Below are 26,616 nucleotides of genomic sequence, written 5' to 3' on the forward strand. Positions count from 1 at the left end.
CACTGCGATCTTACCGTCCCGGCCGCCGGCGAGCAGCCGGCCAGAGCCAAGGCCAGCCAACGGCATTTGCGCACTTCATGACGGAAGGGGCACGTTCGAGGCGGTGTGTGACCCTCCGGTGGCGGCCGGCTAAGCCGAGGCGTGCGGACTATACGAGCAGGCCAGCACGCTCCTGCAGTCCGCGTGCGACTCGAATCGTCCGGCCAAGGCCATCTCGCTCATCAATTAGGTGACCTCGCAGCCGGAGAGGTGGTCACAGGAGCACAGGCCGCGCATCGGCAACCGCACCGGATTAGTTACGGCGCGGGCTTCGCGAAGCGGGCGCTCGACCAGCGCCACGGTGATCGGCGCTCCTGATGCTCATGCTCTGCCTGTGATCGCCGTATCGCTGGCACGTCGTTACAGGCGGTCGCCGCGGTCAATGTCCGCTTGGGGTCGGAAGCGGACGTCAAAAAATGAACTTGCCCCCATTTTCTGAGCAATGTGCGGTCGGCGCGCGACTGAGAGCACTAGAGGTTGTGCCCCTGCATGATGGGACACGCGGGAAATACATGCTCCAGGATCAGCGTGTGGACTTTGGCCCGAGTCACGCCGACGCGCAGTATCTTCCTGCTGCGCCAGTACGGTGGTTCGTCATCCCACCAAACGAAGGACGAGACTTGGCGCTGGCCGTTGTGTCGCCCCTCGCGGATCACAATCACACCATCAAACTGCTTGCCCTTTGACTTGTGTATGGTCATAACTTGCACGCCGGGCGGATCGTCGACTCCGCCGAGTATCTGGTCCTGCGCCAGTGCGATGTCGAGCGCTTCGCGTGCGGCTGTGTAGTGGCCATCCCGCTCCCAAATTGCCGCGAGCCCCGCACCGATCCGCCGGCCACGATTGAAGGCGACGAGGTAGTCCAGGCTCTTGGCGACATTAAGTAGTTCCTGATTCCCTGAGTCTCGAAGTACGCGCTTCACAAAGATCCAGTCCCTCGCTGGGTCACCGGTGAACTGGGCCTGTCGCACCGAATCGACGACGCCTGCGACCGCCTGGACGAACCCGGCGCGAGGCTCACTTCCTTCGCGAACGCGCGCAGCCCAGAGTCGCCACTGAGCTGCTGCGGCAAGCCCAGCCGCCGCCTTCGAAGTCGCGAGGAGTTCAAGACCAAGCGCGATGTCTTCGCGACGCGTGGCCTCGGACTTTGGCTCCAGCAGGAAAGCCGCGAAACGGGCCGTCAACATTGCCTCAGCCTCGTCGAAAGCAAGCTTGTGCCGTACCGGCTTGGGCTCTGCGTTCAGCGCCGAAGATACCTTCGCCGCCGAGGCACTCGAGTGCGTCAGGATCGCGACGTCGCGGCCGTAGCGGCCGGTGGCAGCCTTAATGGATCGCTGCAGGATGCCAAGTGCCATCCTCAACGCCGTCTTCTGCGGCCTACGCCGTGGGTCGTACCCGAACGACGAGACACCTGCATACGGTGCCCCGCGGACCCTACCCGTGAGGATGTCCTGCCCGAAAATCGTGATTTCGGTGCCGCCGCTGCGAAGGTTCTGTCCGCCAAGGTTGATTTCCAACGGATCCAGTGTCTGCCGGATCGCATCGACCCTCTCCGGGCCGATCCCAGGCAGGTAGTCGAAGATTTGTTGGTCAAGGTCAGCGAGGCAGACGATCTGGGCGGAGGCGGACAGCAGCTCGATACACCGCCAAGCATAAGCATCCGTGTCTTGCGCCTCGTCCACGATGATCAGCGGGTGGCGTTGCGTGATCAGCCTGCGGATGTGGTGGCTTTGGGTCAAGAGCGCCTCGGAATTGCGGGCGAAGAGATCGAAGGCGATGCGCCCGTCTTGCCGGAACATCTCCTCGCGCCTGACGAGCCACGCGCGCCAGTCTGCGTTCGTTTCGTTCCGTTCGCGCGGCTTGATGGACCCGAACTCCACCTGCTCGTCTTGGGGCAGCAGGATTCGCAGTTTTCGCGGAGCGCCCAGAAGATAGGCATGTGCCGACAGCAGCGACCAGAAGAACGAGTGGAAGGTCTGCATGCTCAGCTGGCTGCGCTGAGCTCTGGGGACCTCTTGCTTCATTGCCTCGCCCAGCCGCGCGACGGCTGCCCGGGAGAAGCTGAGGAACAGCACCGACTGCCCCGGATCGAGGCCGGCGTTGATCCTGACCACAGCCTTCTTCAGCGCGATCGTGGTCTTGCCACTGCCTGGACCGCCAAGCACAAGGGCGTGCCCTTGGCAGTCGAGCAGACTTTGCCTTAGCTTGCAGATCTCCACGGCGATCACCCCATCAGGCAGGGGCGCTGGACTCAGCTGGAGGCACAGCCTCGGCAGGTTCGGCTATCCCCGCCACCTCGACAGGCTTCGGGAAGGCCGCGTAGATTGGCGTCAGAAAGCCGGTCACCGTGACTGGCAATTCGTGGACCTCGCACCCGTCGAGCAACCTGGCAGCCCAACCTGCGCCCTTGTGCCCTTTGAGGGCGGACTTCACCAAGTCGCGCACCACTTCGTCGGCTGGCCGCGCCGCAGGGATTACGAAGTTGCCGCAGTCGCCGGTCTCACGCAAATCTTCGAGGAACGCCCACTGCCGATCAACGGGCACCTCAGTGACCACGAGCGCCTCAAATCCAGCGTACTGGTGCTCGCAGTCGATGTCGTATGCGTCGACCAGTTCCTGCTTCTTCTGGGCTGAACGCGCAGCAAGGTCGTAGAAGCCGAAGGTCCTCAGGCCCAAGCTCTTGAAGAAATTGCCAAATTTGGGCATCTGGCCCTCGGACTCGGCATCGAAGAAGGCGATGCCTGCGATGTCCAGCGGCTGCAGGGCCTCGTTGGCTTCCTCCATTTTCCGGGCGACAACGGGCAAGGCGTTGAACTCGGTCAGTCCCTCGACGACGATTGCACCTTTGCCGAGCATGCACTCGGTCAGGCCTCGGCGGGCGTACCTGCGGAAGTCGTTGCCCTTGAGGCCAGAGGAATCGGAGACGCGCTTGCCGACTACGCTGGAGTCCGGACCGCGCGACAGAAGCAGGGTCTGCTCGGGCTCGAATCGCTCGATGACGAACGGCGAATGGGAGGTAGCGAAAGCCTGCGTCGTATTCTGCAGCAGGTAGTCGGCGATGCGTCGCTGTGTGTGCGGCGGCAGGGCGATCTCCGGCTCCTCCATCGCAAATATGACCGATGACGGCTTCAGCTCTGCTATGAACGACAGTAGCGCCAGCACCAGAACGTTGAGTGTGCCGGTGCCGACTTGCTGGAAGGGAACGGGCTGCTGATCCTGAGAGATGGCCAGGAAGAAGGCCATGGTTTTGCGCAGGTGCTCCCGGGTGAGCTGCGAGACGTGCAGCTTCGTCGTCCGCCCCGGAACGTCGGTGGCGATGTACTTGCCGAGCCGGGACTCGATCGACTGTAGGACGGGCTGAAGATGCGTGGCATTCCGTTCGATGTCCAGATCGCGTAGGCGTTCTATCGCCTTCTCCCACAGCCCTGCACGCGTGCCCCTGAGCCGCAAGATGACATCCAGCAAGGACCCTCGCTCGAGGCTTAGGGCCCGAGATCCAGTTCGAACGGCGCGAAGGTAGATGAAGCCAAACAGGCGCTTGATGTCCTTGCCAATCCGATCCAGCTCATTGGGTTCGGCGGTCGGGCTGCGGGTAAAGTAGGTTTGCGCCTCGAATTCATCTTCCTCCGGGTTGTACTTTGCCTGGGTCTCCAAGCGAAGACAGCTGACGACCAGCGGCGGGTTGGCCTCTGCCACCTCCCCTGGTCCGAGCACGCGGCGTTCAACGGTGTTCCAGAACTCCAGGTGCTGGCCGCAACGGTTCTCGACCTCGGCGTTGATGTCGACTAGAACAACAGCGATCCGGATCGGAGTCTGCGTCGGCTCGCCACCTTCCTCAGTCGGTGGCTGTAGGTAGTCGGCATTGTGAAAGTCGAATTCCTCTACAGGCGGGAATCGCGAGATTCGGTCAGGCCCGAGAACGAGGTCGAGCGCCTCGCAGATCGTGCTCTTACCAACGTTGTTCGGGCCCACGAGCAGTGTGTGGCCATCGAACTGAAGATCCGCAGACTTGATACCGCGGAAGTTCGTAATGCTGAGCTGGACGACCTTCATCGCAGTTAAGATCTTCTGTTGATGCACCTTGGCGGGAGATAATTACAGTGCACTCCCACGAGAAGATGCACAAGGCGAGAGATTCCTAGGCTGTTTCTCCGAAACGGTGGTCGCTGGTGCGAGCCACGATGTCCGCTTAGGGTCGAAAGTTGACCGTCAAGTTCGCCCGATCAGACTGCCTTACGTATAGGTACAACGTTGGCGTTAAGCCTCAGGCTATCCAGATAGTCTGCCCACGCCTGCATCATCTTCTTTCGCTCCGCCAGATGTGCAGTTCTGTTGTAAGCGCGCCCCAGCGGGTCGCGAACCGCATGTGCCAGCTGATGCTCGATGTAATCGGGCCGGAAGCCTAAGACCTCATCTAAAACAGTTCTCGCCATGGCTCGGAAGCCATGCCCTGTAATCGTGTTCCCGTCGTAGCCCAAATAGCGCAAAGCAGCGTTGATGGTGTTCTCACTCATCGGCCGTTTTGCGCTTCTGACTCCCGGGAAGACGAACTCGCTTCGCCGCGTGAGAGGACCGAGTTCGGTCAAGATCTCTACGGCCTGAGATGACAATGGGACGATGTGCGGAGTGCCGGTTTTGCTCGCTGTAAAGCGCCATTCGGCAGCAGCCAAGTCAATGTCAGCCCATTGCGCCTTTCGAAGCTCTCCAGGTCGGACGAAGAGGAGCGGGGCCAGTCTCAGCGCCGCCGAGGTCACAGGAAACCCCTGGTAGGAATACATGGCTCGGAGCAGGTCGCCGATCTTCGCGGGATCAGTGACGCTGGCCAAGTGCGTCGTCTGCGGCTGCTCCAGCGCTCCGACGAGATCTTCAGCTGGGTTGTTATTTGCGCGTCCCGTGGCGATCGCATAGCGGAACACCCGCCCGGCCCATGACCTAGCTCGGTGCGCCGTCTCAATCACGCCTCGCTTCTCCAGCTTACGCAGCGATGCCAGCAACAACGGCGCGGTTACGTCCGTGATCGGCAGGCTGCTTATTGCGGCCATATCCTTCTCTAGCAATCGCCGTTCGCGCTTCACTGATCCGGAGCCGAGCCCCTCTCTTGCACGCTTGGCGAGCAACTCAGTGGCGATATCGCCGAACGTGGTCTCCGCAAGCTCAAGCTTTGCGGCCTTGGCGACGCGGGCGGCGTGCGCCGGATTTCCGCCCGCTTTCACCAGCGCGCGCAGGCGCTCTCGCTCAGCGCGCGCCTCCGCCAGGCTCATCGTCGGGTACTCCGCGAGAGTGATGATGCTGGCCTTGCCGGCGTAGCGATATCGATACCGCCAGACCTTCGCGCCACTGGGGCGCACCTCGATGCACAGGCCATGCGCATCAGCAATGCGGTACGCGCCAGCGCGTGGCTTGAGGGTGCGAAGCTTGGTGTCAGTGAGCATGTGAGTCATCCGCTTGTGAGTCAGTCTACCCTGACCGACCGCATGACTCACACCGTGACACACATTCTTGCTGGATTCCACTGAACAACGATGGACTCTATCGGCATTGTAGACCTTACAAATCAACGCTTCTACGTTCTTTGATGGACTTGTTCGGACTGCATCGGACGATAGATTGGTGGGCCCACCAGGATTCGAACCTGGAACCAAGGGATTATGAGTCCCCTGCTCTGACCGTTGAGCTATAGGCCCGCGAACGGCGGATTATCGCCTGAAACGCGGGCGTCGAACGTCGCCGGAGGGGGCCGGAAACGCGGACGCCCCGCGCGGGGCGGGGCGTCCGGAAACCGCCGTGGCGGCGTTGCCTACTCGATGTCGAGGAACGAGCGCAGGGTCTCCGAGCGGCTCGGGTGGCGCAGCTTTCGCAGCGCCTTGGCCTCTATCTGGCGGATGCGCTCGCGGGTGACGTCGAACTGCTTGCCGACCTCCTCGAGGGTGTGGTCGGTGTTCATGTCGATGCCGAAGCGCATGCGCAGGACCTTCGCCTCCCGCGGGGTCAGGCCGGCGAGGACGTCGCGCACCGTCTCGGTCAGGCCGGTGTTGGTGGCCGAGTCGATGGGGGAATCGATGTTGGTGTCCTCGATGAAGTCGCCCAGGTGCGAGTCCTCGTCGTCGCCGATCGGGGTCTCCATGGAGATCGGCTCCTTGGCGATCTTCAGCACCTTGCGGATCTTGTCCTCGGGCATCTCCATCTTCTTGGCCAGCTCTTCCGGCGTGGCCTCGCGGCCCATCTCCTGCAGCATCTGGCGCGAGATGCGGTTGAGCTTGTTGATGGTCTCGATCATGTGCACCGGGATGCGGATGGTGCGCGCCTGGTCGGCGATCGAGCGGGTGATGGCCTGGCGGATCCACCAGGTGGCGTAGGTCGAGAACTTGAAGCCGCGGCGGTGCTCGAACTTGTCGACCGCCTTCATCAGGCCGATGTTGCCCTCCTGGATCAGGTCCAGGAACTGCAGGCCGCGGTTGGTGTACTTCTTGGCGATGGAGATCACCAGGCGCAGGTTCGCCTCGACCATCTCCTTCTTGGCCTTGCGCGCCTTCGCCTCGCCATAGGCCATGGCGCGGTTGATCTCCTTGATCTCGGCGAGCGTGAGCTTCTGCTCCTGCTCGAGTGCGATCAGGCGCTCCTGCTGGGCGATGATGGCGTCGCGGTGCTCGCGCATGCCCGACGACCACTTCTGCTTGCGGCGGATGACGTCGTCGGCCCAGTCGAGGTTGGTCTCGTTGCCCGGCCAGGCGCGCAGGAAGTCCTTGCGCGGCATCTTGGCGTGGCGGGTCGCGATGTCGAGCACGCGACGCTCGTTCTCCTTAATCGCGCCGATGACCTCGCGCATGCGCCGCACCAGGCTGTCGAGCAGGGCCAGCGGCAGCTTCAGGCGCATGATCTCGGTCACCAGCTCCTCGCGGATGGCGACGGCCTTCTTGTCGCCCGAGCCGCCCTTGGCGAAGGCCTTGGCGTACTTGGCGTGCAGGCCGCGGATGACCTCCAGGCGCGCGGCGACCTCGGCCGGATCCGGACCGCTGGGGCCGGCGTCGTCGTCGTCGCCGTCCGAGCTGTCGTCGTCGTCGTCGGAATCGTCGTCGGAGTCGGAGTCGGAGTCGGTGCCGTTGGCCGCGGCCAGCGCGGCGGCGGCGGCCTGCTCGCGGGCGGCCTCGTCGGCCGCGGCCTCGAGGTCGGCGAAGCCGGTCACGATCTCGTTGAGGCGCTTCTTGCCCTCGGTATGGAGGGTGTACTCGTCGAGGTACATCTCCACCGCCCACGGGAAGCTCGCTAGCGACTGCTGGACCTGCGCCAGGCCTTCCTCGATGCGCTTGGCGATGGCGATCTCGCCCTCGCGGGTCAGCAGCTCGACGGTACCCATCTCGCGCATGTACATGCGCACCGGATCGGTGGTCCGACCGGCCTCGGTATCGAGCGCCGACAGTGCCGCCGCGGCTTCCTCGGCTGCGGTATCGTCGAGGTCGCGGTTGCTGCTGCCGGCGTCGGCCATCAGCAGCTGCTCGGCATCCGGCGCAACCTCGTGCACCTCGATGCCCATGCTGTTGATGACGCCGATGATGTCCTCGATCTGCTCCGGATCGACGATGTCGTCGGGCAGGTGGTCGTTGACCTCGGCGTAGGTGAGGTAGCCCTGCTCCAGTCCCTTGCTGATCAGTTGCTTGATCTCGGACTGCTGCTGCTGGTGCTGTTCGATGGCCATAGGCGTGGCGGGTACCGGCGCGGGAAAATTGAACGTTTCAGTATACCAGCGCGGCTCGGGACGTTCCAAGCTGGAACGGGAGCGGCGCGGCGGCGATCGGGGCGGCGGATGCGGCCGCCGGGGCGGGTCGTCAGGCCTGCAGTCGGAAGGTGACCGGGCCGTCGTTGACCAGCTCCACCTCCATATGGGCACCGAAGCGGCCGGTTTCCACCCTTGCATGTGCCTCCCGGCACAGGGCGACGAGCCGGTTGAACTCCCGTTCACCCACCTCCGGCGCCGCCGCGGTGGCGAAGCTGGGGCGCATGCCGCTGCGGGTGTCGGCGGCGAGCGTGAACTGGCTCACCAGCAGCAGCCCGCCGCCGGCCTGCGCGAGCGAGCGGTTCATGCGTCCCTGCTCGTCGGCGAACACGCGGTAGCCGAACAGGCGCTCGCGCATGCGCCGCGCCTGCGCCTCGCCGTCGCCGGGCTCCACCGCCACCAGGGCAAGCAGGCCGCCGTCGATCGCGCCGACGACCTCGCCGTCGACGCGGACGGCCGCGCGGCTGACGCGCTGGATCAGGGCGATCATGCTCGCAGGGCTTCCGCAGGGACCGGCCGCGCATGCTGCAGACGCGCACCGCAGCGGTCAACGCCGCCCTCGCCGCCCTAGACTGGTGCGATGGCATCCGAACCCCTTACCGCCCCGATCTTCTACCGCCTGGCCTGGCTCGCCGGCCACCTGCCGCGCGCGCTGGTGGAGGCGATCGCGCGCCTGGGCGCGGCATGGATCCACCGCGGCAACGGGCGCACCGCCTGCGTCACCCGGCGCAACGTCGAGCTGATCGGCGCCGCCGCGGAGGGATCCGAGCGCGAGGCGCTGGTCCGAGCCATCCTCCACGGCACCGTGCGCAACACGCTGGAGACCCTGCAGGTGTGGACGCACCCGGCGGACTGCAACCTGCGTCGACGGATCCGCCAGGTGCATGGGGCCGAGGCGTTCGACGCCGCGCTCGGCGCCGGCCGCGGGCTGATCGTGGCCGCCCCGCACTACGGCAACTGGGAGCTCCTCAACCAGTACCTCGCCAGCCGCGCGCCGATCACCATCGTCTACGCGCCACCCGCCAGCGCCGCCGGCGACGCCTTCCTGCGCCGCGTGCGCGGCGGCCCGAACGTGCAGCAGGCGCGGGCCGAACCCGCCGCCGTGCGCACGCTCTACCGCGCGCTGCAGCGCGGCGACATCGTCGGCATCCTCCCCGACCAGCAGCCCAAGCGCGGCGAGGGCGAGTTCGCGCCGTTCTTCGGCCGCCCCGCATTGACCATGTCGCTGCTGCCCAAGCTGGCCCGGCGCACCGGCGCGCCGGTCCTCGCCGGCTTCGCGGAACGCAACGCGGACGGCAGCTACGACATCCATTTCCAGCCGGTCCCGCCGGCGCTGTCGCAGGACGACGAGGCGGCCGCGGTGGCCGCGCTCAACGCCGCGGTGGAGCAGGTCGCGCGGCGCGATCCGGCCCAGTACCAGTGGACCTACAAGCGCTTCAGCATCCATCCCGACGGCGGCGCGGCCAACCCCTACTGGCCCGACTGCTATCCCAACCGGCACCGCACGAGGGCCAAGGCATGACTCCCGAGCCGTTTGATCCCGCCGCCGACACCGCCGGGCCGCAACGGCCCACGCACGACGCCGCGCCGGCCGAGGACACCTGGCACGGCCTGCCGCGCGCGGCCGGCGGCGTGTTCGCGGCAAGCGGCGCCGTGAGTCTGGCGGGCCCCGGCCTCGGCGCGGCCGTCGCGCTGGGACTGCTCGCCCTGCGCGACGCGCCGCTGGCGGCTGCGCTCGGCGGCGGCGCGGGCGTGGTGGCGCTGGCGGTCGTCGCCGGCGCCTGGCTCGGGGTGCGGCGCTGGCGGGCGACGGCGTGGATGCTGGGCCGCGACGGCCTGCACATGCGTCGCGGCATCTGGTGGCGCAGCGAGACGCTGGTGCCGCGCTCGCGGGTGCAGCACCTGGACCTCGAACGCGGCCCGCTGGAGCGCCACTTCGACCTCGCCACCCTGGTGGTGCACACCGCGGGCACGCGCATGGCCTCGGTCCGGCTGCCGGGCCTGGCGGCGGCGCAGGCGACGGTGCTGCGCGACCGGCTCGTGGCCGACAGCGCCGGCGACGACGATGCGGTCTGAACCGGCCGCCGCGGCCGCCGCGGCCGGACCCGAGCATCGCCTGCACCCGGCATCCTTCCTGTTCGTGCTGCTGGCGCAGCTGCGCCAGTTCCTGGTGCCGCTGGCGCTGGTGGCCTTCGTCGGCGTGCGCAACGAGGACGGCTGGCAGTTGCTGGCGGTGGCGCTCGGCACCGGGGGCCTGGCCGTCGCCGCCCTGGCCCGCTACTTCACCTTCCGCTACGCGATCGGCCGCGACGGCCTGGTGCTGCGCAGCGGCGTGCTCCAGCGCAACGTGCGCCACATCCCCTTCGCCCGCATCCACAACGTCGGCCTGCACCAGAGCCTCGTGCACCGCCTGTTCGACGTCGCCGAGGTCCGCCTGGAATCGGCCAGCGGCACCCGCCCCGAGGCGGAGATGCGGGTCCTGCGCCTGGCCGACGCGCAGGCGCTGGAGAACCTCGTCCGCCACTCGGCGGAGCGCCCGGCGGGCGTCGACGCGGCGCCCGCCGCGGCGCCGTCCGCGCGCGTGCTGCTCGCCCTGGGCCCAGGCGAACTCCTGCGCCTGGGCCTGATCTCCAACCGCGGCATGGTGGTGGTGGCGGCGGGCTTCGGCGTGCTCGCCCAGTCCGGCTCGGACCTGCTGGCCGATGCCCTGGAGGAGTGGTCGACGGTGCTCTTCGGCTACGCCCAGCAGCTGCAGCTGGGCTGGGTGGCGACCGCGGTGGCCGCGGCCGGTCTCGTCGCCGCGGCGATGGCGGCGCTGCGCCTGCTGTCGGTCCTGCTGGCGGTGCTCACCTACCACGGTTTCACCCTGAGCGAGCAGGACGGGCGGCTGCAGGTCCAGCGCGGCCTGCTCACCCGCGTGCGGGCGAGCGTGCCGCGACACCGGATCCAGGCCTTCGCCGTCGGCGAGAGCCTGCTGCAGCGCCTGTTCCGGCGCCGCGACCTGCGCGTGGACACTGCCGTGCGCACGAGCGGCAACGACGCCCGCGGCCTGCGCGAGCTGGCGCCGATCGCAGACCCCGGTGCCGTCGACGCGCTCGTGCGCGACCTCCTGCCGGGCACCGCCTGGCCCGACCTCCACTGGCAGCGGCTGGACCCGCGCGCGTGGCGCCGGATGGTGGTGGCGCCGAGCTGGATCGTCCTCGGCTTGAGCGCCATGGCGGCCATGCGCTTCGGCGCGTGGGGCGCGCTCGGGCTGGCGCTGCTGCCGCTGGTGGTCGTGCGTGCGCGACTGTGGGCGCGGCATGCGCGCTACGCCGTCGGCGAGCGCCTGGTCGCCGTGCACGAGGGCTGGCTGCACCGGCGCTGGCGCTTCGCCGAGATCGGCAAGCTGCAGGGCCTGCGCCTGGCGCAGTCGCCGTTCGACCGCCGGCTGGGCATGGCCACGCTGTGGATCGATACCGCGGGCGCGGCGCTGGCCGACCTGCCGTTGCGGATCCGCTACCTGCCGCTCGCGGAGGCCGAGGCGCTGTACCGCCGGCTCGGCGCCGAGATCGCCCGCCGCCGCCTGCAGTGGTGAGGCCTCAGCCTGCGCCCGGCGCGCCGCCGAGCGCGGCGGCGATGGTCTCCGCCCGCCCCTCGAAGCTCGGGATCCCCAGCCGCGCAAAGAGCCCGCGCGCGCGCGCCGCATAGCCCTCGCGGTTGAGGCCCAGGTCGGCCACGGCGAGGTCGGGCCGCAGCCAGTGCGCGGCGATGAGAGCGGTGGAGCCCTCCCCCAGCAGGACCGCGCCGCGCGGCAGCAGCGGCAGCAGGAGCTCCATCGGCAGCAGGCCGGGCAGCGCGCGGATGCTGCCCGCGCCGAGCAGGCCGCCCGGGTCGCGCTCGCTCTCGCGCGGGTGGTACTTGATCGCCACCGCGTGTCCCTTGGCGGCCGCCTCGGCCACCAGCGCGCGCAGGGCCGCGGTGCTGCGCGGGTTGGCGCGCAGCTGGTTGGAATGCGGCAGCACCAGCACGCAGGCGCAGCCGCGGAGCGTGGCGCGGTCGAGCCCGGACTGCCGCGCCGCGCGCAGGCACAGGCGCAGGAACGCACGGTTGTCGAACAGCGCCGGCGGCAGCGCCCGGCGCTGGCGTCCCGGCGCCTGGTCGCGCGCCAGCGCTGGGTACACCAGCCAGCTCTCGGCGATCCACGGCGTGGTGCCGGCCTGGTCGGCGCGATGCCACCAGCGCCCGTAGGTCGCCTGCTTGAGCAGCCAGTCGACGCGCCGGATCAGCGGCCGCTGGCGCACGTCGCCGAGGTAGGTGTAGAGCCCGTCGTCGAGGTAGCGGCCGGCGCGCGTGCCGGTGCGGGACGAGGCCAGGTGCAGGGCGAGCTGGGTCTCCACCTTGCGGTCGTTGCCCAGCCACACCGCGGCGGGCGCGAATGCGGCGTCCTGCGCCCGCACCGCCGCCAGCGTCTCCTCGCGCAGGGCGCGCTTGATCCGCACCCGGCGCAGGCTCTGGCGCAGGCCGCGCTCGCGGTCGGGCGCGCCGCGCACGTGCTCGGTGTGGCGTCCTGGCAGCGTCTGGATCCGCTCGAACGGGTTGTCGCGCCAGCCCTCGATGAGGCGCACCAGGTCGGCGGCCTGGTCGAAGTCCTCCAGCAGCATCAGCCGCGCGCGCGCGCCGCGCGCCAGCGCCATCGCCGCGGCCTCCAGCACGATCAGGGGGGTCGAGGCGAAGTACAGGTCGCGCTCGCTCATGGCGCGGTGCGGCGCAGGCCGTAGTCGGTCCAGGTGCGCTGCCCGCGCCGGGTCGCGGCGCGGATGCGCTCGTTGGCCGCGCGCATCTCCGGCTTCACGTAGCCGCGCGGATGGTCGAGGTGGATGCAGACCGCGGAGAAGCGGATCTGCTTGCCGCGCACGCCGGCGTTGGCCAGGCGTTCGCCCAGTTCGAGATCCTCGCCGCCATAGCTCATGCGCTCGTCGAAGCCGTTGACGCGCAGCAGGTCGCGCTTCCATGTCGAGGCGTTGTTGCCGGCCCAGCGCGGCGGCGTCGGCGTGGTCGCGTTGAGCAGGCGCTCGCGCCAGCCCGGCCGCGCCCACAGCTTCAGCGAGCGCTTCTTGCGCGGCAGGCCCTGACGCCGGAGCCAGTCGAGGTCGGCGTGCAGGCCTGCGTCGATCACCTCGCGATCGATGCGCAGGCTGATGTCCATCGGCAGCTTGCAGTAGCCGCCGCCGAGATAGCGGCCCGGCTCGCGCAGGCGCAGGTGCTGGGAGACGAAGTCGCGCCGCGGCACGCAGTCGCCGTCGGAGAAGATCAGGTAGTCGGCACGCGCGGCTTCGATGCCGCGATTGAGGATGGCGCACTTGCGGAATCCGCGATCCTCCTGCCAGACGTGCTCGACCGCGAACGGCAGCCCGGCGCGCAGCGCCTCGATGCGCTCGACGGTCTCGGCGGTGGAACCGTCGTCGGCGACGATCAGCTCGAAGTCGTGCCGGTCCTGCGCGGCGTAGCCCCACAGGCAGCGGGTGAGCCAGTCCGGGTTGTTGTAGGTGCTGATGACGATGCTGGCGACGGGAACGCTCATCGGCGCGATTGTAAGACGGCAGGCGCGTCGTTCCGGCGTGCAAGCGCCTATCCTTGGCGCATGAACGCCGACCCCATCCGCATCTTCTGCGGCGCCGACCGCAGCCAGCAGCTGCCCTTCCGCGTGCTGTCGCACTCGATCCGGCGCCACACCGCGCGCGCGGTCGAGATCGCGATCATCGACAACGCGCTGGCGCCCGCCGTCGACGACCCGCGCTACGCGCCGTACACCGAGTTCAGCTTCGGCCGCTTCGCGATCCCCGCGATGTGCGGCCACGCCGGGCACGCGGTGTACATGGATTCGGACATGCTGGTGTTCCGCGACATCGGCGAGCTGTGGGACACGCCGCTCGACGGCGCGCGCATCGCCATCGAGATCGGCTCGCGCGACCAGGCCGACTGGGGCAAGCACGCCGCGGTGATGCTGATGGACTGCGCGCGGCTGCCGTGGCGGGTCGACGAGATCGTCGCCGGGCTGGGCACGCGCTACGACTACAACGCGCTGATGGCGATCGACCCGCTGCTCGCCGAGGGCGACATGCGCGAGCTGATCCCGAGCGGCTGGAACGACCTCGACCACTACGACCCGGCGCGCACCCGCAACCTCCACTACACCGAGATCCGCACCCAGCCCTGGGTCGAGCCCGGCCATCCGCACGGCGGGCTGTGGGCGGACGAGATCCGGCTGATGCTGGAGACCGGCGCGCTCGCGCGCGCCGACCTGGAGGAGGAAGTTCGGCTCGGCTACCTGCGGCCTTCGTTCCTGGTCGAGCTCGGCCTGGCCACCGACGGCAGCGGCGGCGATGCCGCCAGCCTCAGGCGCTACGACCAGGCGCGCGGCTTCGTGCCGCACCGCCGGCTGCTCGAACGCTTCCGCGCGCGCCGCCGCGCGATCCGCAGGCTCGAGGCCGACCGCGCGTGGGAGCGCAACAAGCTCCTCGGCGCGTTCAGGAAGCTGGCCTTCCAGCTCAAGTACGGCAGGGACTGAGCCGGGACGCGGCCGCTCCGGCCGACCCGCCAGGCATCAGTCGACGCGCTGCATCAGCGCATAGAAGAAGCCGTCCATCCCATGCTCGCCGGGCAGCCGCTGGCGGCCGGGCCCGTCGGCGCGCCCGAAGCGCGCGTCCAGCGGCACCGCGCGCATCCGCGGCGTGTGCGCGAGGAAGGCCTCGACCTGCAGCGCGTTCTCCCGCCGCAGCACCGAGCAGGTCGCGTACAGCAGCCGACCGCCGACGCGCAGCGTCGGCCACAGCGCATCCAGCAGCCGTGCCTGCAGGGCGACGACGGCGTCGATGTCGCGGGCGCGGCGATGGACGAGGATGTCCGGCTGGCGCCGCACCACGCCCGTCGCCGAGCAGGGCGCGTCGAGCAGCACCGCGTCGTAGGGCTCGCCGTCCCACCAGGCAGTGGGGTCCGCGGCGTCGGCCGTGCGCAGGTCGACGCCCGCAGCCAGGCCCAGGCGTTCGAGCCCGCTGCCGATCCGGCGCACGCGCTGTGCGTCGACGTCGAGCGCGGTCAGCGCCACCCGCGCCCGCTCGAGCAGGTGCGCGGCCTTGCCCCCGGGCGCGGCGCAGGCGTCCAGCACGCGCGTGCCGTCGGCCACCTCCAGCGCGTCCGCCACCTGTTGCGCCGATCCGTCCTGCACCGAGACATGGCCCTCGCCCCAGTCCGGCAGCCGCGTGGGCGCGAGCGGCTCGGCCAGCACCAGCGCGTCGCCGAGCTCCGCGGCCGGCGCGGCCTCGATGCCCGCGTCGGCGAGCCGCTGCCGGTAGGCGTCGCGCCCGACCCGGCGCGCGTTGACCCGCAGCCACATCGGCGCCGGCGCCCGGTTGGCTTCGACGATCGCCGCCGCATCGGCGCCCCAGTCGGCCTGCAGCGCGTCCAGCAGCCAGCGCGGATGCGCGCTGGCGACCGCGGGGTCGGCGGACGCCGGCAGCGGTTCGCGCGTGGCCCGCCGCAGCAGCGCGTTCACCAGGCCGACATGGCGCGGACGATCCAGGAGCCGCGCGGCTTCGGCGGTGGCGGCGATGGCCGCGTGCGGCGGCATCGCCAGCGCATCCAGCTGGGCCAGGCCGAGCACCAGCAGGGCCTGCACCTGCGCGTCGGCGCGACCCAGCGGCTTGGCCATCCAGGTCGACAGGACGTGGGCGTAGCGCGGATGCCGGCGCAGCGCCGCGAAGCACATCGCCTCCACCAGGGCGCGGTCCCGCGGATCGCGCAGGGTGTCCAGCCGCGCCGCCAGTTCCGCCTTCAGCGAACGGCCGCCAAGGACGGCGGCGAGGATGCGCGCAGCCAGCGCGCGCGGGGCGGCTCCCGGCGTCACGCGCTGCGCAGCCCGGCGCGGGCATTGAGGTAGTCGCGCGCGTCCACCGGCCGCCCGCCGGGCCGCTGCAGGCGCAGGATCCGCAGCACGCCGTCGCCGGTGGCGACGTCCAGCCCGTCGCGCCCGGCGGCGACCAGCACACCCGGCGTCGCGCCCGCCGCGCCCGGCAGCACCGTCGCGGCATGGATGCGGATGCGCTCGCCGCCGAGGTCGGCCTCGGCAACCGGCCACGGATGGAAGGCGCGCACCCGCCGCGCGAGCACCGCCGCCGGCTGCGTCCAATCCAGGCGCGCCTCGGCCTTGTCGAGCTTGTGCGCGTAGGTGACTCCGGCCGCGGGCTGCGGCCGCGCGGCGGGACGCATGCCAGCGCGCAGCAGGGTCAGGCCGTCGCCGAGGACCTCGGCGCCCAGCGCCGAGAGCCGGTCGTGCAGCGTGCCGGCGGTGTCGTCGACGGCGATCGGGATGCGCTTCTCCAGCAGCACCGGTCCGGTGTCGAGGCCGGCCTCCATCTGCATCAGGCCGACGCCGGTCTCGGCGTCGCCGGCCTCGATCGCGCGCTGGATCGGCGCGGCGCCGCGCCAGCGCGGCAGCAGCGAGGCGTGCACGTTGAGGCAGCCCAGGCGCGGGATCGCCAGCACCGCCTTCGGCAGGATCAGCCCATAGGCCACCACCACCATCACGTCGGGCGCGAGCGCACGCAGCGCGTCCTGCTCCGCGGCCGACTTCAGGTTCTCCGGCTGGCGCACCGGCAGGCCGTGCTTCAGTGCGAGCTGCTTGACCGGCGACGCGGTCGGCTGGCGCCCCCGGCCGGCCGGGCGGTCGGGCTGGGTGTAGACGGCGACCACTTCGCCACCTCGGGTCCAGCAGGCCTCGAGGGCGGGAACGGCGAACTCGGGCGTGCCCGCGAACACGATGCGCAGTGCGGCCATCGGCGATTCCTTGCGACGCATGAAACGAAAACGCCGCGCGGATGGACCGCGCGGCGCAGGGGGGCGAGGCGCGCAGCCCTCAGGCGGCGGCGCCGCGCTTGGACTTGGCGAGCTTGCGCTTGACCATCTCGCGCTTGAGCGGCGAGAGGTAGTCGACGAAGAGCTTGCCGGCGAGGTGGTCCATCTCGTGCTGGATGCACACCGCCAGCAGCCCCTCGGCGTCGATCTCGAACGGCTGGCCGTCGCGGCCCAGGGCGCGTACGTGGATGCGGTCGGCGCGCTTGACCTCGGCATAGATGCCGGGCACCGAGAGACAGCCTTCCTCGCAGACCTGCGCGCCATCGGTGGCGGTGATCTCCGGATTGATGAAGACCATGGGCTGGTCCTTGCCTTCGGAGACGTCGAGCACGAGTAGGCGCCTGTGCACGTCGACCTGGGTCGCGGCCAGGCCGATGCCGGGCGCGGCGTACATGGTCTCGAACATGTCGTCGATCAAAGCGCGCAGGGCGTCATCGACTTTGTCGACCGTCTGGGCGACAGTACGCAGGCGCGGATCGGGGAATTCCAGAATGGTCAGCTTGGCCATGGCGGGGAGATGGATGCGCGCGAAGCGATCACAAGTGGACGTGGGTCACATTCTATCTCCACCCGCGCGATGGCGCGGTGCGGAGTTTGGTCTATAGTTCCCGCGCCTGTCCGGGGAAATCAGGTAGATAGCCACCATGCTTAAGCGGGTTCTTGCGGTCTGCGCTGCAGCCGCCGTCACCGTTGCCACCTTCGCCGTCGCCCAGGAAGCGCGCCGCGCCCATCCGGACGTCTACGTCGTCAAGCGCGGCGACACGCTGTGGGACATCGCCGCGACCTTCCTGCAGAAGCCCTGGCTGTGGCCGGAGATCTGGCAGGCCAACCCGCAGATCGAGAATCCGCACCTGATCTATCCGGGCGACCGGATCAGCCTGGCCTATCTCAATGGCCAGCCGCAGGCGCGCATCGATCCGGGCCCGCGCACCGAACCGGTGATCGACGCGGTGCCGCTGTCGGAGATCGAGCCTTTCCTGCGCAAGCTCAGCGTGGTCGACTCGATCGAGGGCCTGCCCTACGTGGTCGGCCTCGAGGAGGATCGCCTGCGCAGCGCCGCCGGCCAGGTCGCCTACGTGCGTGGCCTTCCGGACGCGCAGCCGGGCCAGATGTATTCGATCGTGCGCCCGACCCAGCGCTATACCCGCGCCGAGCGCAAGGCCGGCGGCTCGTTCATGCTCCGCAGCAACGATCTCGACTTCCGCGGCGACGAGTTCGCCCGCAACTGGTCGGCGATCTGGCACGACGTCAACTACGGCAAGAACCGCGAGGCCCTGGGCATCGAGCTGATGCACCTGACCTCGGCGCAGGTCACCCGCGGCGAGGGCGGCGGCATCGAGGCCTCGACCCTGGTCCTGCTCGACGAGGGCCGCGAGGTCCGCATCGGCGACCGTATCGTGCCGCTCGACCCGCAGCCCTTCGACCTGCAGTTCTTCCCGCATGCGCCGGGCCCGGAGGTGGTCGAGGCCGCCTACGGCAAGTTCCAGGTGCTGGCGGTGGCCGACGGGATGTTCGGCGCCGGCCCGCGCCAGGTCGTCGCGCTCTCGGCCGGCAGCGCCGACGGCATCGACAACGGCACCGTGTTCTCGCTCTGGCGGATCGGCAGCATGCAGGCCGACGGCGTCTCCCACAGCAACCCGCTGGCCGCCGACAACGACCGCGTGCGCCTGCCCGACGAGTACGCCGGCACCGTGATGGTGTTCCGCACCTTCGACACGGTGAGCTACGGCCTGATCATGGACAGCATCAAGCAGGTCGAGGTCGGCTACGTCCTGAAGCACCCCGACGCGACGCGCTGAGCGCGACCCGCGCCGGATGACCCCGCGGCGCTCCGGAGACGGGGCGCCGCGTTTCGTTTTCCCACGGACGGGAGACGTCGCGACATGGAAGCACGGCACCTCGCCTGGCTCAGGCTGCTGCACGCGCGGATCGCGCCGGCGGCGCTGCGCCGGCTGCTCGACACCCATGGCGACGCCGGCGCGGCGCTCGCGGCGGGCGCCGCCGCCTGGCGCGCCGCCGGTGTCCGCGCGCCCGCGCGGGAGGCGCTGGCCCGGCCGGACCCTGACCGTCTCGCGGCCGCGGAGGCCTGGCTGCAGGCGGCCGGCCACCATCTGATCGGCTGGGACGATCCCGACTACCCCGCCCTGCTGCGGCGCCTGCCCGATGCACCCGCCGCCCTGTTCGTCGTCGGCGACGTGGATGCGCTGTGGCGGCCACAGGTCGCCGTGGTCGGCAGCCGCCACGCCAGCGCCGACGGCCGCGACATCGCCCGCCGCTTCGCCCGCGCCTTCGCCAGCGCCGGACTCGCGGTGACCAGCGGCCTCGCCGCCGGCATCGATGCCGCCGCGCACCGCGGCGCGCTGGACACCGGTGGTCACACCACGGCCGTGCTCGGCACCGGTCCCGACCTCGCCTACCCCCGCAGCCATGCCGGGTTGCAGGCCGAGATCGCCGCCGCCGGCACCGTGGTCAGCGAGCACCCGCCGGGAACGCCGCCCCTGCGCCCGCACTTCCCCGCGCGCAACCGGATCATCGCCGGCCTGGCCCTGGGCGTGCTGGTGGTCGAGGCGGCCGAGCGCAGCGGCGCGCTGATCACCGCGCGGCTGGCCGGCGAACTCGGGCGCGAGGTCTTCGCCATCCCCGGCTCGATCCACAATCCGCTCGCCCGCGGCTGCCACCGCCTGATCCGCCAGGGCGTGGCCCTGGTCGAGTCGCCCGGCGAGGTGATCGAGGGCCTGGGCGCCACCGCGGCCGAGCTCGCCGAGGCCCTGCGGGGCCGCCTGGCGGAGGACGCCGCCCCTCGATCCGCTCCGGAACGCAGCGTCCCCGCTGCGGTGCCGCCGGACCCCGACATGGCGCCGCTGCTGGCCGCGATCGGCTTCGACCCGGTGCCGCTGGACGTGATCGCCGAGCGCGCGGGATTGACGGTCCCTGCCACCTCCGCCATCCTGCTGCGCATGGAAATGGCGGCCCTGATCGCCTGTGAACACGGGCGCTACCGCCGCCATTCCCAGGGGACACGCCTCGATGCCCGCTTCGACGCGCCCCCGCATCCCACCGCGGCGCCTCCGGGCGCAGGCAGAGGTTGATGAAAGAGACCATCCTCGACGTACTGCTCTACCTGTTCGAACACTACTTCACCGAAGGCACGGACGCGGTCCGTGACCGCGACTCGCTCCAGAACGGCCTGCTCCAGGCCGGCTTCTCCCCGACAGAGATCAGCAAGGCCTTCGACTGGCTCGACGCGCTCGCCAGCCAGCGCCCGAGCGCGCCGCACGTGGCGCGCCCGGATGCGCCGGTGCGCGTGTACGCCGAGCCGGAACTGGCGCGGCTGGACGTGGAGTGCCGCGGCTTCCTGATGTTCCTGGAGGCCACCGGCGTGCTCGACGCCGACCAGCGCGAGCTGGTGCTCGACCGGGTCATGGCGCTCGACCAGGACGAGGTGGATCTCGACGACCTCAAGTGGGTCGTGCTGATGGTGCTGTTCAACCAGCCCGGCTCCGAGGCCGCCTACGCCTGGATGGAGAGCCAGATGTTCGAGGACGCGCCCGAGCCGGTGCACTGACGCCGGCGCACCCGCCGCGGCCGCATCGCGCCGCGGCTCCGATGGCGCCGTCCGCCCCTCCCGTGCGCCGTCGCGCGCGGCGTCGGCGTCGCGCGTACACTGCCGGCCCGCCAGCGGCGCGCTTGACAGTCCGCGCAGGGCTGGTGTCCCTTGAAAAAAGCATCCGGCCCGCGCACGTCGCGGGCCTCGGTTTCTTTACGCGTCGCACACGCCTGTGCGTGCAGAGCATCCCCGGACCATGGCCAAGAACCTCCTCATCGTCGAGTCGCCCGCCAAGGCCAAGACGATCAACAAGTACCTCGGCAGCGATTTCCACGTGCTCGCCTCCTACGGCCACGTGCGCGATCTGGTGCCGAAGGAGGGTGCGGTCGACACCGCGCACGGCTTCGCCATGCGCTACGACCTGATCGAGCGCAACGAGCGCCACGTCGATGCGATCGCCAAGGCCGCCCGATCCGCCGACGCGCTCTATCTCGCCACCGACCCGGACCGCGAGGGCGAGGCGATCAGCTGGCACGTCGCCGAGATCCTGAAGGAGCGCGGCCTGCTCGAAGGCAAGCATCTCTACCGCGTGGTGTTCAGCGAGATCACCCCGCGCGCGATCAAGGATGCGGTCGCGCATCCGCGGCAGATCTCCTACGACCTGGTCAACGCGCAGCAGGCGCGGCGTGCGCTGGACTACCTGGTCGGCTTCAACCTGTCGCCGGTGCTGTGGCGCAAGGTGCAGCGCGGGCTGTCGGCCGGCCGTGTGCAGTCGCCGGCGCTGCGCATGATCGTCGAACGCGAGGAGGAGATCGAGGCCTTCGTCCCGCGCGAGTACTGGTCGGTGGACGCCGACTGCCAGCATCCCGCGCAGCCCTTCGGCGCGCGCCTGGTCAAGCTCGACAACGAGAAGTTCCAGCAGTTCACGATCACCGACGGCGAGACCGCCGAATCCGCGCGCAGGCGCCTGCTGGCCGCGGCCAGCGGGGTGCTCGCGGTCACCGACGTCGACTCCAAGCAGCGCAAGCGCCGCCCGGCCGCACCCTTCATCACCTCGACCCTGCAGCAGGAGGCCTCGCGCAAGCTCGGCTTCACCACCTCGCGCACCATGCGCGTGGCGCAGAAGCTGTACGAGGGCGTGGCGCTCGGCGACGAGGGCACCGTCGGCCTGATCACCTACATGCGTACCGACTCGGTCAGCCTGTCGCAGGAGGCGGTGGCCGAGCTGCGCGACGTGATCGCCCGCGACTTCGGCACCCAGGCGGTGCCGGACCAGCCCAACGTCTACCAGACCAAGTCCAAGAACGCGCAGGAAGCGCACGAAGGCATCCGCCCGACCTCGGCGCTGCGCACGCCGGGCTCGGTGGCGAAGTACCTCGACGCCGACGGCCTCAAGCTCTACGAACTGATCTGGAAGCGGACCGTGGCCTCGCAGATGGTGCCGGCCACGCTCAATACCGTGTCGGTGGAGCTGGCCTGCAGCGCCGAGCACGCCTTCCGCGCGACCGGCACCACCGTCGTCGACCCCGGCTTCCTCGCCGTCTACGAGGAAGGCAAGGACCAGAAGGGCGCCGAGGACGACGAGCAGGGCCGCAAGCTGCCGCAGCTCAAGCCCGGCGACCGCATCCCGCTCGGCGCGATCCAGATCGCCCAGCACTTCACCGAGCCGCCGCCGCGCTATTCGGAGGCCTCGCTGGTCAAGGCGCTGGAGGAGTACGGCATCGGGCGCCCCTCGACCTACGCCAGCATCATCCAGGTGCTGCAGAACCGCGAGTACGTGTTCCTCGACAACCGCCGCTTCAAGCCCTCGGACGTCGGTCGCGCGGTGGCCAAGTTCCTCTCCGGCCATTTCAGCCAGTACGTCGACTACGACTTCACCGCGCACCTCGAGGACGAGCTCGATGCCGTCTCGCGCGGCGAGGAGGAGTGGGTGCCGCTGCTGGAGCGCTTCTGGAAGCCGTTCAAGTCCACCGTCGACGAGAAGATCGAGACGGTCGACAAGTCCGAGGCCACCGGCGCGCGCGAGCTGGGCACCGACCCCAAGAGCGGCAAGCCGGTGAGCGTCCGCCTCGGCCGCTTCGGGCCGTTCGCGCAGATCGGGACCAAGGAGGACGAGGAGAAGCCGGCCTTCGCCTCGCTGCGCCCGGGCCAGAGCATGCACACGCTCACGCTCGAGGAGGCGCTCGACCTGTTCCTGCTGCCGCGCACGCTCGGCGAGGACAAGGGCGAGCCCGTCACGGTCGGCATCGGCCGCTTCGGGCCTTTCGCCAAGCGCGGCAGCACCTACGCCTCGCTGACGAAGGAGGACGACCCCTACACCGTCGACCTCGCGCGGGCGCTGTTCCTGATCGAGGAGAAGGAGGAGATCGCGCGCAACCGCATCATCAAGTCCTTCGACGGCTCGACGATGCAGGTGCTCAACGGCCGCTTCGGGCCCTACATCTCCGACGGCGAGAAGAACGGCAAGATCCCCAAGGACCGCGAGCCGGCGTCGCTGACCCTGGCCGAATGCCAGCAGATCCTCGAGGAGACCGGCAAGCCGGTGCGGCGCTTCGGCCGCAAGGCCGCGACCAGGAAGGCGGCGGCGAAGAAGGCGCCGGCCAAGAAGGCGGCAAAGAAGGTCGCGACGAAGAAGGCCGCGAAGAAGGCGGCCACGAAGAAGGCCGCGCGGAAGACGGGCACCAGGAAGAACGTTGCCGAGCCGGCCGCGCCGCTGGCACCGGAGGACCTGCCGTTCTGAGGCCGCGCCGGCGGCGCGCGCCTGCCGATGCGATCGCGTCTCACCCCCCGAAAGCCGCGCCCAGCGCGGCTTTCGCGTTCACGGGGCCGTACCGGACGCCACCTAGCATGAGGCCGCCGCGTCGCCAGGCGCGGCCACCCACCACGGCGATCCGAGGCAGGCAGACCATGAGCGACACCCCGTTCCTCACCGACATCGAGACGATCCGCAGGCGCGCGCGCGAGCACATCGAGAACGGCGCCGTCACCGAGGGCTACAGGGCCGACCGCGAGACCGTGCTCAAGCTGCTCAACGAGGCGCTGGCGACCGAGATCGTGTGCACGCTGCGCTACAAGTTCCACTACTTCATGGCCACCGGCATCCACGCCAAGACCGCCAAGGCGGAGTTCGCCGAGCATGCGCAGGAAGAACAGGAGCATGCCGACCGCATCGCCGAGCGCATCACCCAGCTCGACGGCCGCCCCGACTTCTCGCCCGAGGGCCTGCTGACCCGCTCGCACTCGCAGTACGCCGAGGGCGCCAACCTGGTGGACATGATCAGGGAGGATCTCGTCGCCGAGCGCATCGCGATCGACACCTATCGCGAGATCGTGCAGTACATCGGCGATGCCGATCCGACCACGCGGCGCATGATGGAGGACATCCTCGCGACCGAGGAGGAGCACGCCGACGACATGAGCGAGCTGCTCGACAACCTGGGCGGGTGCGGCGAACCGGAGACGGTGTAGGCCCCGCTGCGGGACCGGGCGCGGTGGCGCGTGTCAGTCCTCGCGCGCCTGCACGTCGTAGGCGCGCACCTCCGGCGCCGCGTGCAGGGCGCGGCCGACGGCATCGGTGTCGACGCGGCCGCGGCGGCGCACCTGCACGCGCAGCTCGAACGTGCGTCCCTCGCGGTCGCAGCGCTGGCGCACGGCGGCGGCGTCGAAGCCGGCTGCGTCCAACAGTGCCTTGAGTCCGTGCGCGTCCAGCGCCGCATCGCGGTCCACGCGCACCTCGACCTCCGCCGTCTCGCGCCGCGGCAGCACCGCGTAGGCGAGGCGGAAGCCGGCCAGCACCACCAGCGCCGCCGCCGTGCCGAGCACGGCCGGCGCGTGCATGCCGACCCCGAACAGCAGGCCGAGCGAGGCGGTCATCCACAGCGAGGTGGCGGTGGTCAGCCCGCGGATCGAGAAGCCCTCGCGGAAGATCACCCCGGCGCACAGGAAGCCGATGCCGGTCAGCACGCCGTGCGCCATGCGCGTGGGGTCGGTGACGATCGATTCGCCCGGGACCAGATGGATGTCCCACTCGGCCTGGCGCGTCGCCGCGAACATCAGCAGGCTGGAGGCCAGGCACACCATGGTGTGCGTGCGCAGCCCCGCGGGACGGCCCTTGTACTCGCGCTCCAGCCCGATCAGGATGCCCGCGACTAGGCTCCCGAGCACCGGCCACAGCAGCGGCGCGAACTGTTCCTGCAGGGTGGAGAACGACATGGTCCGGCGACGTCGGGGCTCACGCGCCGCAACGCGCGGCGTGATGTCGGCACACGCTAGCGCCGCCGCCATCAACGCCGCGCGAGCGCACCGTCAGGGCCGGCCCTGCGCCTGCGCCGCGGCGTCCGTCTCCGCATCCCCGTCGTCGTCGCGGAGGGTGCGGATGTTGACGACCCCGGGGAAGTCCAGCGTCCGGGTCGGGAACGCGAAGTCGATGCCCTGCTCGCCGAAGCGGCGCACCAGCTCGAGGTTGATCTCCTGCTGCACGTCCATGTACGCGTTGAAGTCCGGCACCTGCATGATGTAGACGACCTCGAAGTCGTAGGACGATTCGCCGAAGGCCTTGAAGTGGGCGCGGTCGAACTTGGCCCGCTCCTGCGCCTCGACGATCTCGCGCACCGTCTGCGGGATGCCGGCGAGCTTGGCGTGCGGCGTCGAATACAGCACGCCGAAACCGAACACGATGCGCCGGGTCTCCATGCGCTTGTAGTTGCGCACCCGGGTCGAGAGCATGTCGCTGTTGGAGAAGATCAGCTGCTCGCCCGAGAGGCTGCGCAGGCGCGTGGTCTTGAGGCCGACGTACTCGACCGTGCCCGCGTACTCGCCGACGACGACGAAGTCGCCGATCACGAAGGGCTTGTCGATCACGATCGACAGCGACGCGAACAGGTCGCCGAGGATGTTCTGCACGGCCAGCGCGACCGCGATGCCGCCGACGCCGAGACCTGCGATCAGGGCGGTGATGTCCACGCCCATGTTCTGCAGGATCACCAGCAGCAGGATCGACCACAGCACCACCTGGCCGATGAAGCTCACCGCGCCCAGGCTGGTGGCCGCGCCGATGTTGGTGTCCTGCGCCTTCGCCTTCGAGCGGTCGATCCAGAAGCTGATCTGGCGCATGCCCCACAGGCCGATCTGCACGAACAGCGCGACGGCGGCGAGCTTGCCGGCGATGTCGTAGGCGCGCGGTGGCAGTTCCAGCGCCTGCACGCCGAAGTTGAGCGCAGGGAAGAACAGCAGCCACATGCGCGTGCCGCGCAGGCTGTGCACCACCGAGGCGAACACGTCGTGCACGGCGTGCTTCGACAGCGCGCCCAGGCGGTTGATCAACACCCACTTGACGACCATGAAGACCGCCAGGGCGAGCACGGTGATGCCGGCCGCGGTGATCCACGCCAGGAGCGTGTTGTCCAGCACCTCGTAGTCGGTGATCCAGTTCATCCTCTCTCCTTCGTCGAACGCCCGGTGTGTGGCGGCAGGCGCGACCGCAGCGCCCGCGCGACGGGCAACCGCCACAGGATGCAGGCGTGCGCGTCGACGCGATGCCCACGTCAAGACGCGGGCGGGGGGATGCGCTACGGTGCGCGGTCCATGTCAGCCGCGCCGACGCCCCCGTGCCGTCTCCCTCCGACCCCCGCCCCGAACCGCCGGAGCAGCCGCTGCCCAGCGACTGCTGCGAGAGCGGCTGCGACCCCTGCATCTTCGATCTCCACGCCGAGGCCCTGGCCGAGTACCGCGCGGCGCTGGCGGCATGGCGCGCGCGGCACCCGGAGGCGGAGGACTGAACGTCGCGCGCGCCGCAGCCCGTCACGCTAGGATCCGCGGCTCGACCGGGGAGCGTGCGATGCGGATCGGACTGTTGATGCTGGCCAGCCTGTGCCTCGCGGGATGCTCCTGTGGCCGCGACCCCGCCCCCGAACCGCCCGCCGCGGCGCCCGGGGCGACCGTGGAGCAGGCGGCGCCCGCCGAACCGGTCGCGGCTTCCGCGCCGGACCCGCAGGCGCTGCTCGCGCAGGAACGCACCACCACCGCGCTGATGGCGGCGGTCTCCACCGTGCACGCCTATCTCGCGGCGCTGACCCGGCGCGACATGGCCGCGGCCGACGGCTTCTGGGTCGGCGGACATCCGCCTGCCCCTGCCGGCGACGGCAGCCTGCGCGCGATCGACGACCTGCGCTCGGCGCAGATCCGCAACGGCCGCGCGCGGCCGCTGGACGCGGAGACGCCGCCGCGCAGCATCGAGGTGCCGATCCGCCTGCGCGTGCAGGCCGCCAGCGGATCGCGGCGCATCGAAGGCTGGTACCGCGTCACCGCCGACCCGTCCGGCGCAGGCTGGCGGATCAGCGACGCCGCGCTGCAGCCGGTGCTCGAGTAG

At 70.0% G+C, this 26,616-nt stretch carries 23 protein-coding genes and 1 tRNA gene; 11 read left to right on the forward strand and 13 right to left on the reverse strand.

Going from position 1 to position 26,616, the window contains the following annotated elements:
- Positions 1–509: 509 nt before the first annotated feature.
- The 6 genes from KB893_RS12405 to dtd form a co-directional block, all read right to left on the reverse strand.
- Positions 510–2,258 (reverse strand): UvrD-helicase domain-containing protein, encoded by a 1,749-nt coding sequence (locus tag KB893_RS12405; protein WP_213173754.1) that lies wholly within the window; start codon positions 2,256–2,258, stop codon positions 510–512.
- Positions 2,259–2,271: 13 nt separating this feature from the next.
- Complete coding sequence (locus tag KB893_RS12410) at positions 2,272–4,092, reverse strand: ATP-dependent nuclease (RefSeq protein WP_211926885.1); 1,821 nt, start codon at positions 4,090–4,092, stop codon at positions 2,272–2,274.
- Positions 4,093–4,262: 170 nt separating this feature from the next.
- Positions 4,263–5,471, reverse strand: a complete 1,209-nt coding sequence (locus KB893_RS12415) for a tyrosine-type recombinase/integrase (protein WP_211926884.1) — start codon at positions 5,469–5,471, stop codon at positions 4,263–4,265.
- A gap of 176 nt (positions 5,472–5,647) precedes the next feature.
- Positions 5,648–5,723 (reverse strand) — tRNA-Ile (locus KB893_RS12420).
- 113 nt (positions 5,724–5,836) lie between these two features.
- Positions 5,837–7,732, reverse strand: coding sequence for an RNA polymerase sigma factor RpoD (gene rpoD, locus KB893_RS12425; protein WP_211926883.1), 1,896 nt, complete (start codon positions 7,730–7,732; stop codon positions 5,837–5,839).
- Between the two features lie 130 nt (positions 7,733–7,862).
- On the reverse strand, positions 7,863–8,300 hold the full coding sequence (gene dtd, locus KB893_RS12430; protein WP_211926882.1) for a D-aminoacyl-tRNA deacylase: 438 nt from the start codon (positions 8,298–8,300) through the stop codon (positions 7,863–7,865).
- A 90-nt stretch (positions 8,301–8,390) separates the two neighbouring features.
- On the opposite strand from dtd, the gene KB893_RS12435 reads away from it, so the two are divergent.
- Genes KB893_RS12435 through KB893_RS12445 form a run of 3 tightly spaced genes read left to right on the forward strand, consistent with a single transcriptional unit; the run spans position 8,391 to position 11,387 of the window.
- Complete coding sequence (locus KB893_RS12435) at positions 8,391–9,332, forward strand: LpxL/LpxP family acyltransferase (RefSeq protein ID WP_211926881.1); 942 nt, start codon at positions 8,391–8,393, stop codon at positions 9,330–9,332.
- Positions 9,329–9,886: a PH domain-containing protein gene (locus KB893_RS12440; protein ID WP_213173755.1), complete on the forward strand. Its 558-nt coding sequence runs from the start codon at positions 9,329–9,331 to the stop codon at positions 9,884–9,886. The genes KB893_RS12435 and KB893_RS12440 overlap by 4 nt, the downstream gene beginning before the upstream one ends.
- Positions 9,876–11,387 carry a PH domain-containing protein gene (locus KB893_RS12445; RefSeq protein WP_213173756.1) on the forward strand — a complete coding sequence of 504 codons (1,512 nt, stop codon included), beginning with the start codon at positions 9,876–9,878 and terminating at the stop codon, positions 11,385–11,387. The genes KB893_RS12440 and KB893_RS12445 overlap by 11 nt, the downstream gene beginning before the upstream one ends.
- A gap of 4 nt (positions 11,388–11,391) precedes the next feature.
- Here the strand turns inward: KB893_RS12445 and KB893_RS12450 are convergent, their stop codons facing one another.
- Positions 11,392–12,546 carry a hypothetical protein gene (locus KB893_RS12450; protein WP_211926878.1) on the reverse strand — a complete coding sequence of 385 codons (1,155 nt, stop codon included), beginning with the start codon at positions 12,544–12,546 and terminating at the stop codon, positions 11,392–11,394.
- Positions 12,543–13,373, reverse strand: a complete 831-nt coding sequence (locus tag KB893_RS12455) for a glycosyltransferase family 2 protein (RefSeq protein WP_211926877.1) — start codon at positions 13,371–13,373, stop codon at positions 12,543–12,545. Before KB893_RS12455 ends, KB893_RS12450 begins: the two co-directional genes overlap by 4 nt.
- Before the next feature lie 60 nt (positions 13,374–13,433).
- Between KB893_RS12455 and KB893_RS12460 the strand changes: the two genes are divergently transcribed.
- Positions 13,434–14,360, forward strand: coding sequence for a glycosyltransferase family protein (locus KB893_RS12460; protein WP_211926876.1), 927 nt, complete (start codon positions 13,434–13,436; stop codon positions 14,358–14,360).
- A gap of 36 nt (positions 14,361–14,396) precedes the next feature.
- On the opposite strand, the gene rsmB is transcribed toward KB893_RS12460, so the two are convergent.
- From rsmB to def, 3 genes are all read right to left on the reverse strand, one after another.
- Positions 14,397–15,695, reverse strand: coding sequence for a 16S rRNA (cytosine(967)-C(5))-methyltransferase RsmB (rsmB, locus tag KB893_RS12465; RefSeq protein ID WP_338026944.1), 1,299 nt, complete (start codon positions 15,693–15,695; stop codon positions 14,397–14,399).
- On the reverse strand, positions 15,692–16,615 hold the full coding sequence (gene fmt / locus KB893_RS18420) for a methionyl-tRNA formyltransferase (RefSeq protein ID WP_246505648.1): 924 nt from the start codon (positions 16,613–16,615) through the stop codon (positions 15,692–15,694). The genes rsmB and fmt overlap by 4 nt, the downstream gene beginning before the upstream one ends.
- Before the next feature lie 88 nt (positions 16,616–16,703).
- The gene (gene def / locus KB893_RS12470; RefSeq protein WP_213173757.1) at positions 16,704–17,210 is read right to left on the reverse strand and encodes a peptide deformylase; all 507 of its coding nucleotides are present in this window, start codon (positions 17,208–17,210) and stop codon (positions 16,704–16,706) included.
- Between the two features lie 136 nt (positions 17,211–17,346).
- On the opposite strand from def, the gene KB893_RS12475 reads away from it, so the two are divergent.
- The 5 genes from KB893_RS12475 to KB893_RS12495 all read left to right on the forward strand — a co-directional run bounded on the left by KB893_RS12475 (position 17,347) and on the right by KB893_RS12495 (position 23,717).
- Complete coding sequence (locus tag KB893_RS12475) at positions 17,347–18,501, forward strand: LysM peptidoglycan-binding domain-containing protein (RefSeq protein ID WP_211927483.1); 1,155 nt, start codon at positions 17,347–17,349, stop codon at positions 18,499–18,501.
- An 84-nt stretch (positions 18,502–18,585) separates the two neighbouring features.
- Positions 18,586–19,791 (forward strand): DNA-processing protein DprA, encoded by a 1,206-nt coding sequence (dprA, locus tag KB893_RS12480; RefSeq protein ID WP_211927484.1) that lies wholly within the window; start codon positions 18,586–18,588, stop codon positions 19,789–19,791.
- Positions 19,791–20,267 (forward strand): DUF494 family protein, encoded by a 477-nt coding sequence (locus KB893_RS12485; protein ID WP_211927485.1) that lies wholly within the window; start codon positions 19,791–19,793, stop codon positions 20,265–20,267. Before dprA ends, KB893_RS12485 begins: the two co-directional genes overlap by 1 nt.
- A 238-nt stretch (positions 20,268–20,505) precedes the next feature.
- Positions 20,506–22,989 (forward strand): DNA topoisomerase I, encoded by a 2,484-nt coding sequence (locus KB893_RS12490; RefSeq protein ID WP_211927486.1) that lies wholly within the window; start codon positions 20,506–20,508, stop codon positions 22,987–22,989.
- A gap of 167 nt (positions 22,990–23,156) precedes the next feature.
- Entirely contained in the window at positions 23,157–23,717 is a 561-nt protein-coding gene (locus tag KB893_RS12495) for a ferritin-like domain-containing protein (RefSeq protein ID WP_211927487.1), read from the forward strand.
- Between the two features lie 33 nt (positions 23,718–23,750).
- Here KB893_RS12495 and KB893_RS12500 read toward each other — a convergent pair whose 3' ends face one another.
- Entirely contained in the window at positions 23,751–24,461 is a 711-nt protein-coding gene (locus KB893_RS12500; protein ID WP_213173758.1) for an MgtC/SapB family protein, read from the reverse strand.
- 93 nt (positions 24,462–24,554) lie between these two features.
- A complete protein-coding gene (locus tag KB893_RS12505; RefSeq protein WP_211927489.1) occupies positions 24,555–25,682 on the reverse strand; it encodes a mechanosensitive ion channel family protein in 1,128 nt (375 codons plus the stop codon).
- A gap of 173 nt (positions 25,683–25,855) precedes the next feature.
- Here KB893_RS12505 and KB893_RS18425 point away from each other — a divergent pair, with 173 nt between their 5' ends.
- Both KB893_RS18425 and KB893_RS12515 read left to right on the forward strand, forming a co-directional pair.
- Positions 25,856–26,026 (forward strand): oxidoreductase-like domain-containing protein, encoded by a 171-nt coding sequence (locus KB893_RS18425; RefSeq protein WP_338026945.1) that lies wholly within the window; start codon positions 25,856–25,858, stop codon positions 26,024–26,026.
- Between the two features lie 59 nt (positions 26,027–26,085).
- Entirely contained in the window at positions 26,086–26,616 is a 531-nt protein-coding gene (locus tag KB893_RS12515) for a hypothetical protein (protein WP_213173759.1), read from the forward strand.

The sequence above is a fragment of the Coralloluteibacterium stylophorae genome (assembly GCF_018122625.2).
GTDB lineage: Bacteria > Pseudomonadota > Gammaproteobacteria > Xanthomonadales > Xanthomonadaceae > Coralloluteibacterium > Coralloluteibacterium stylophorae.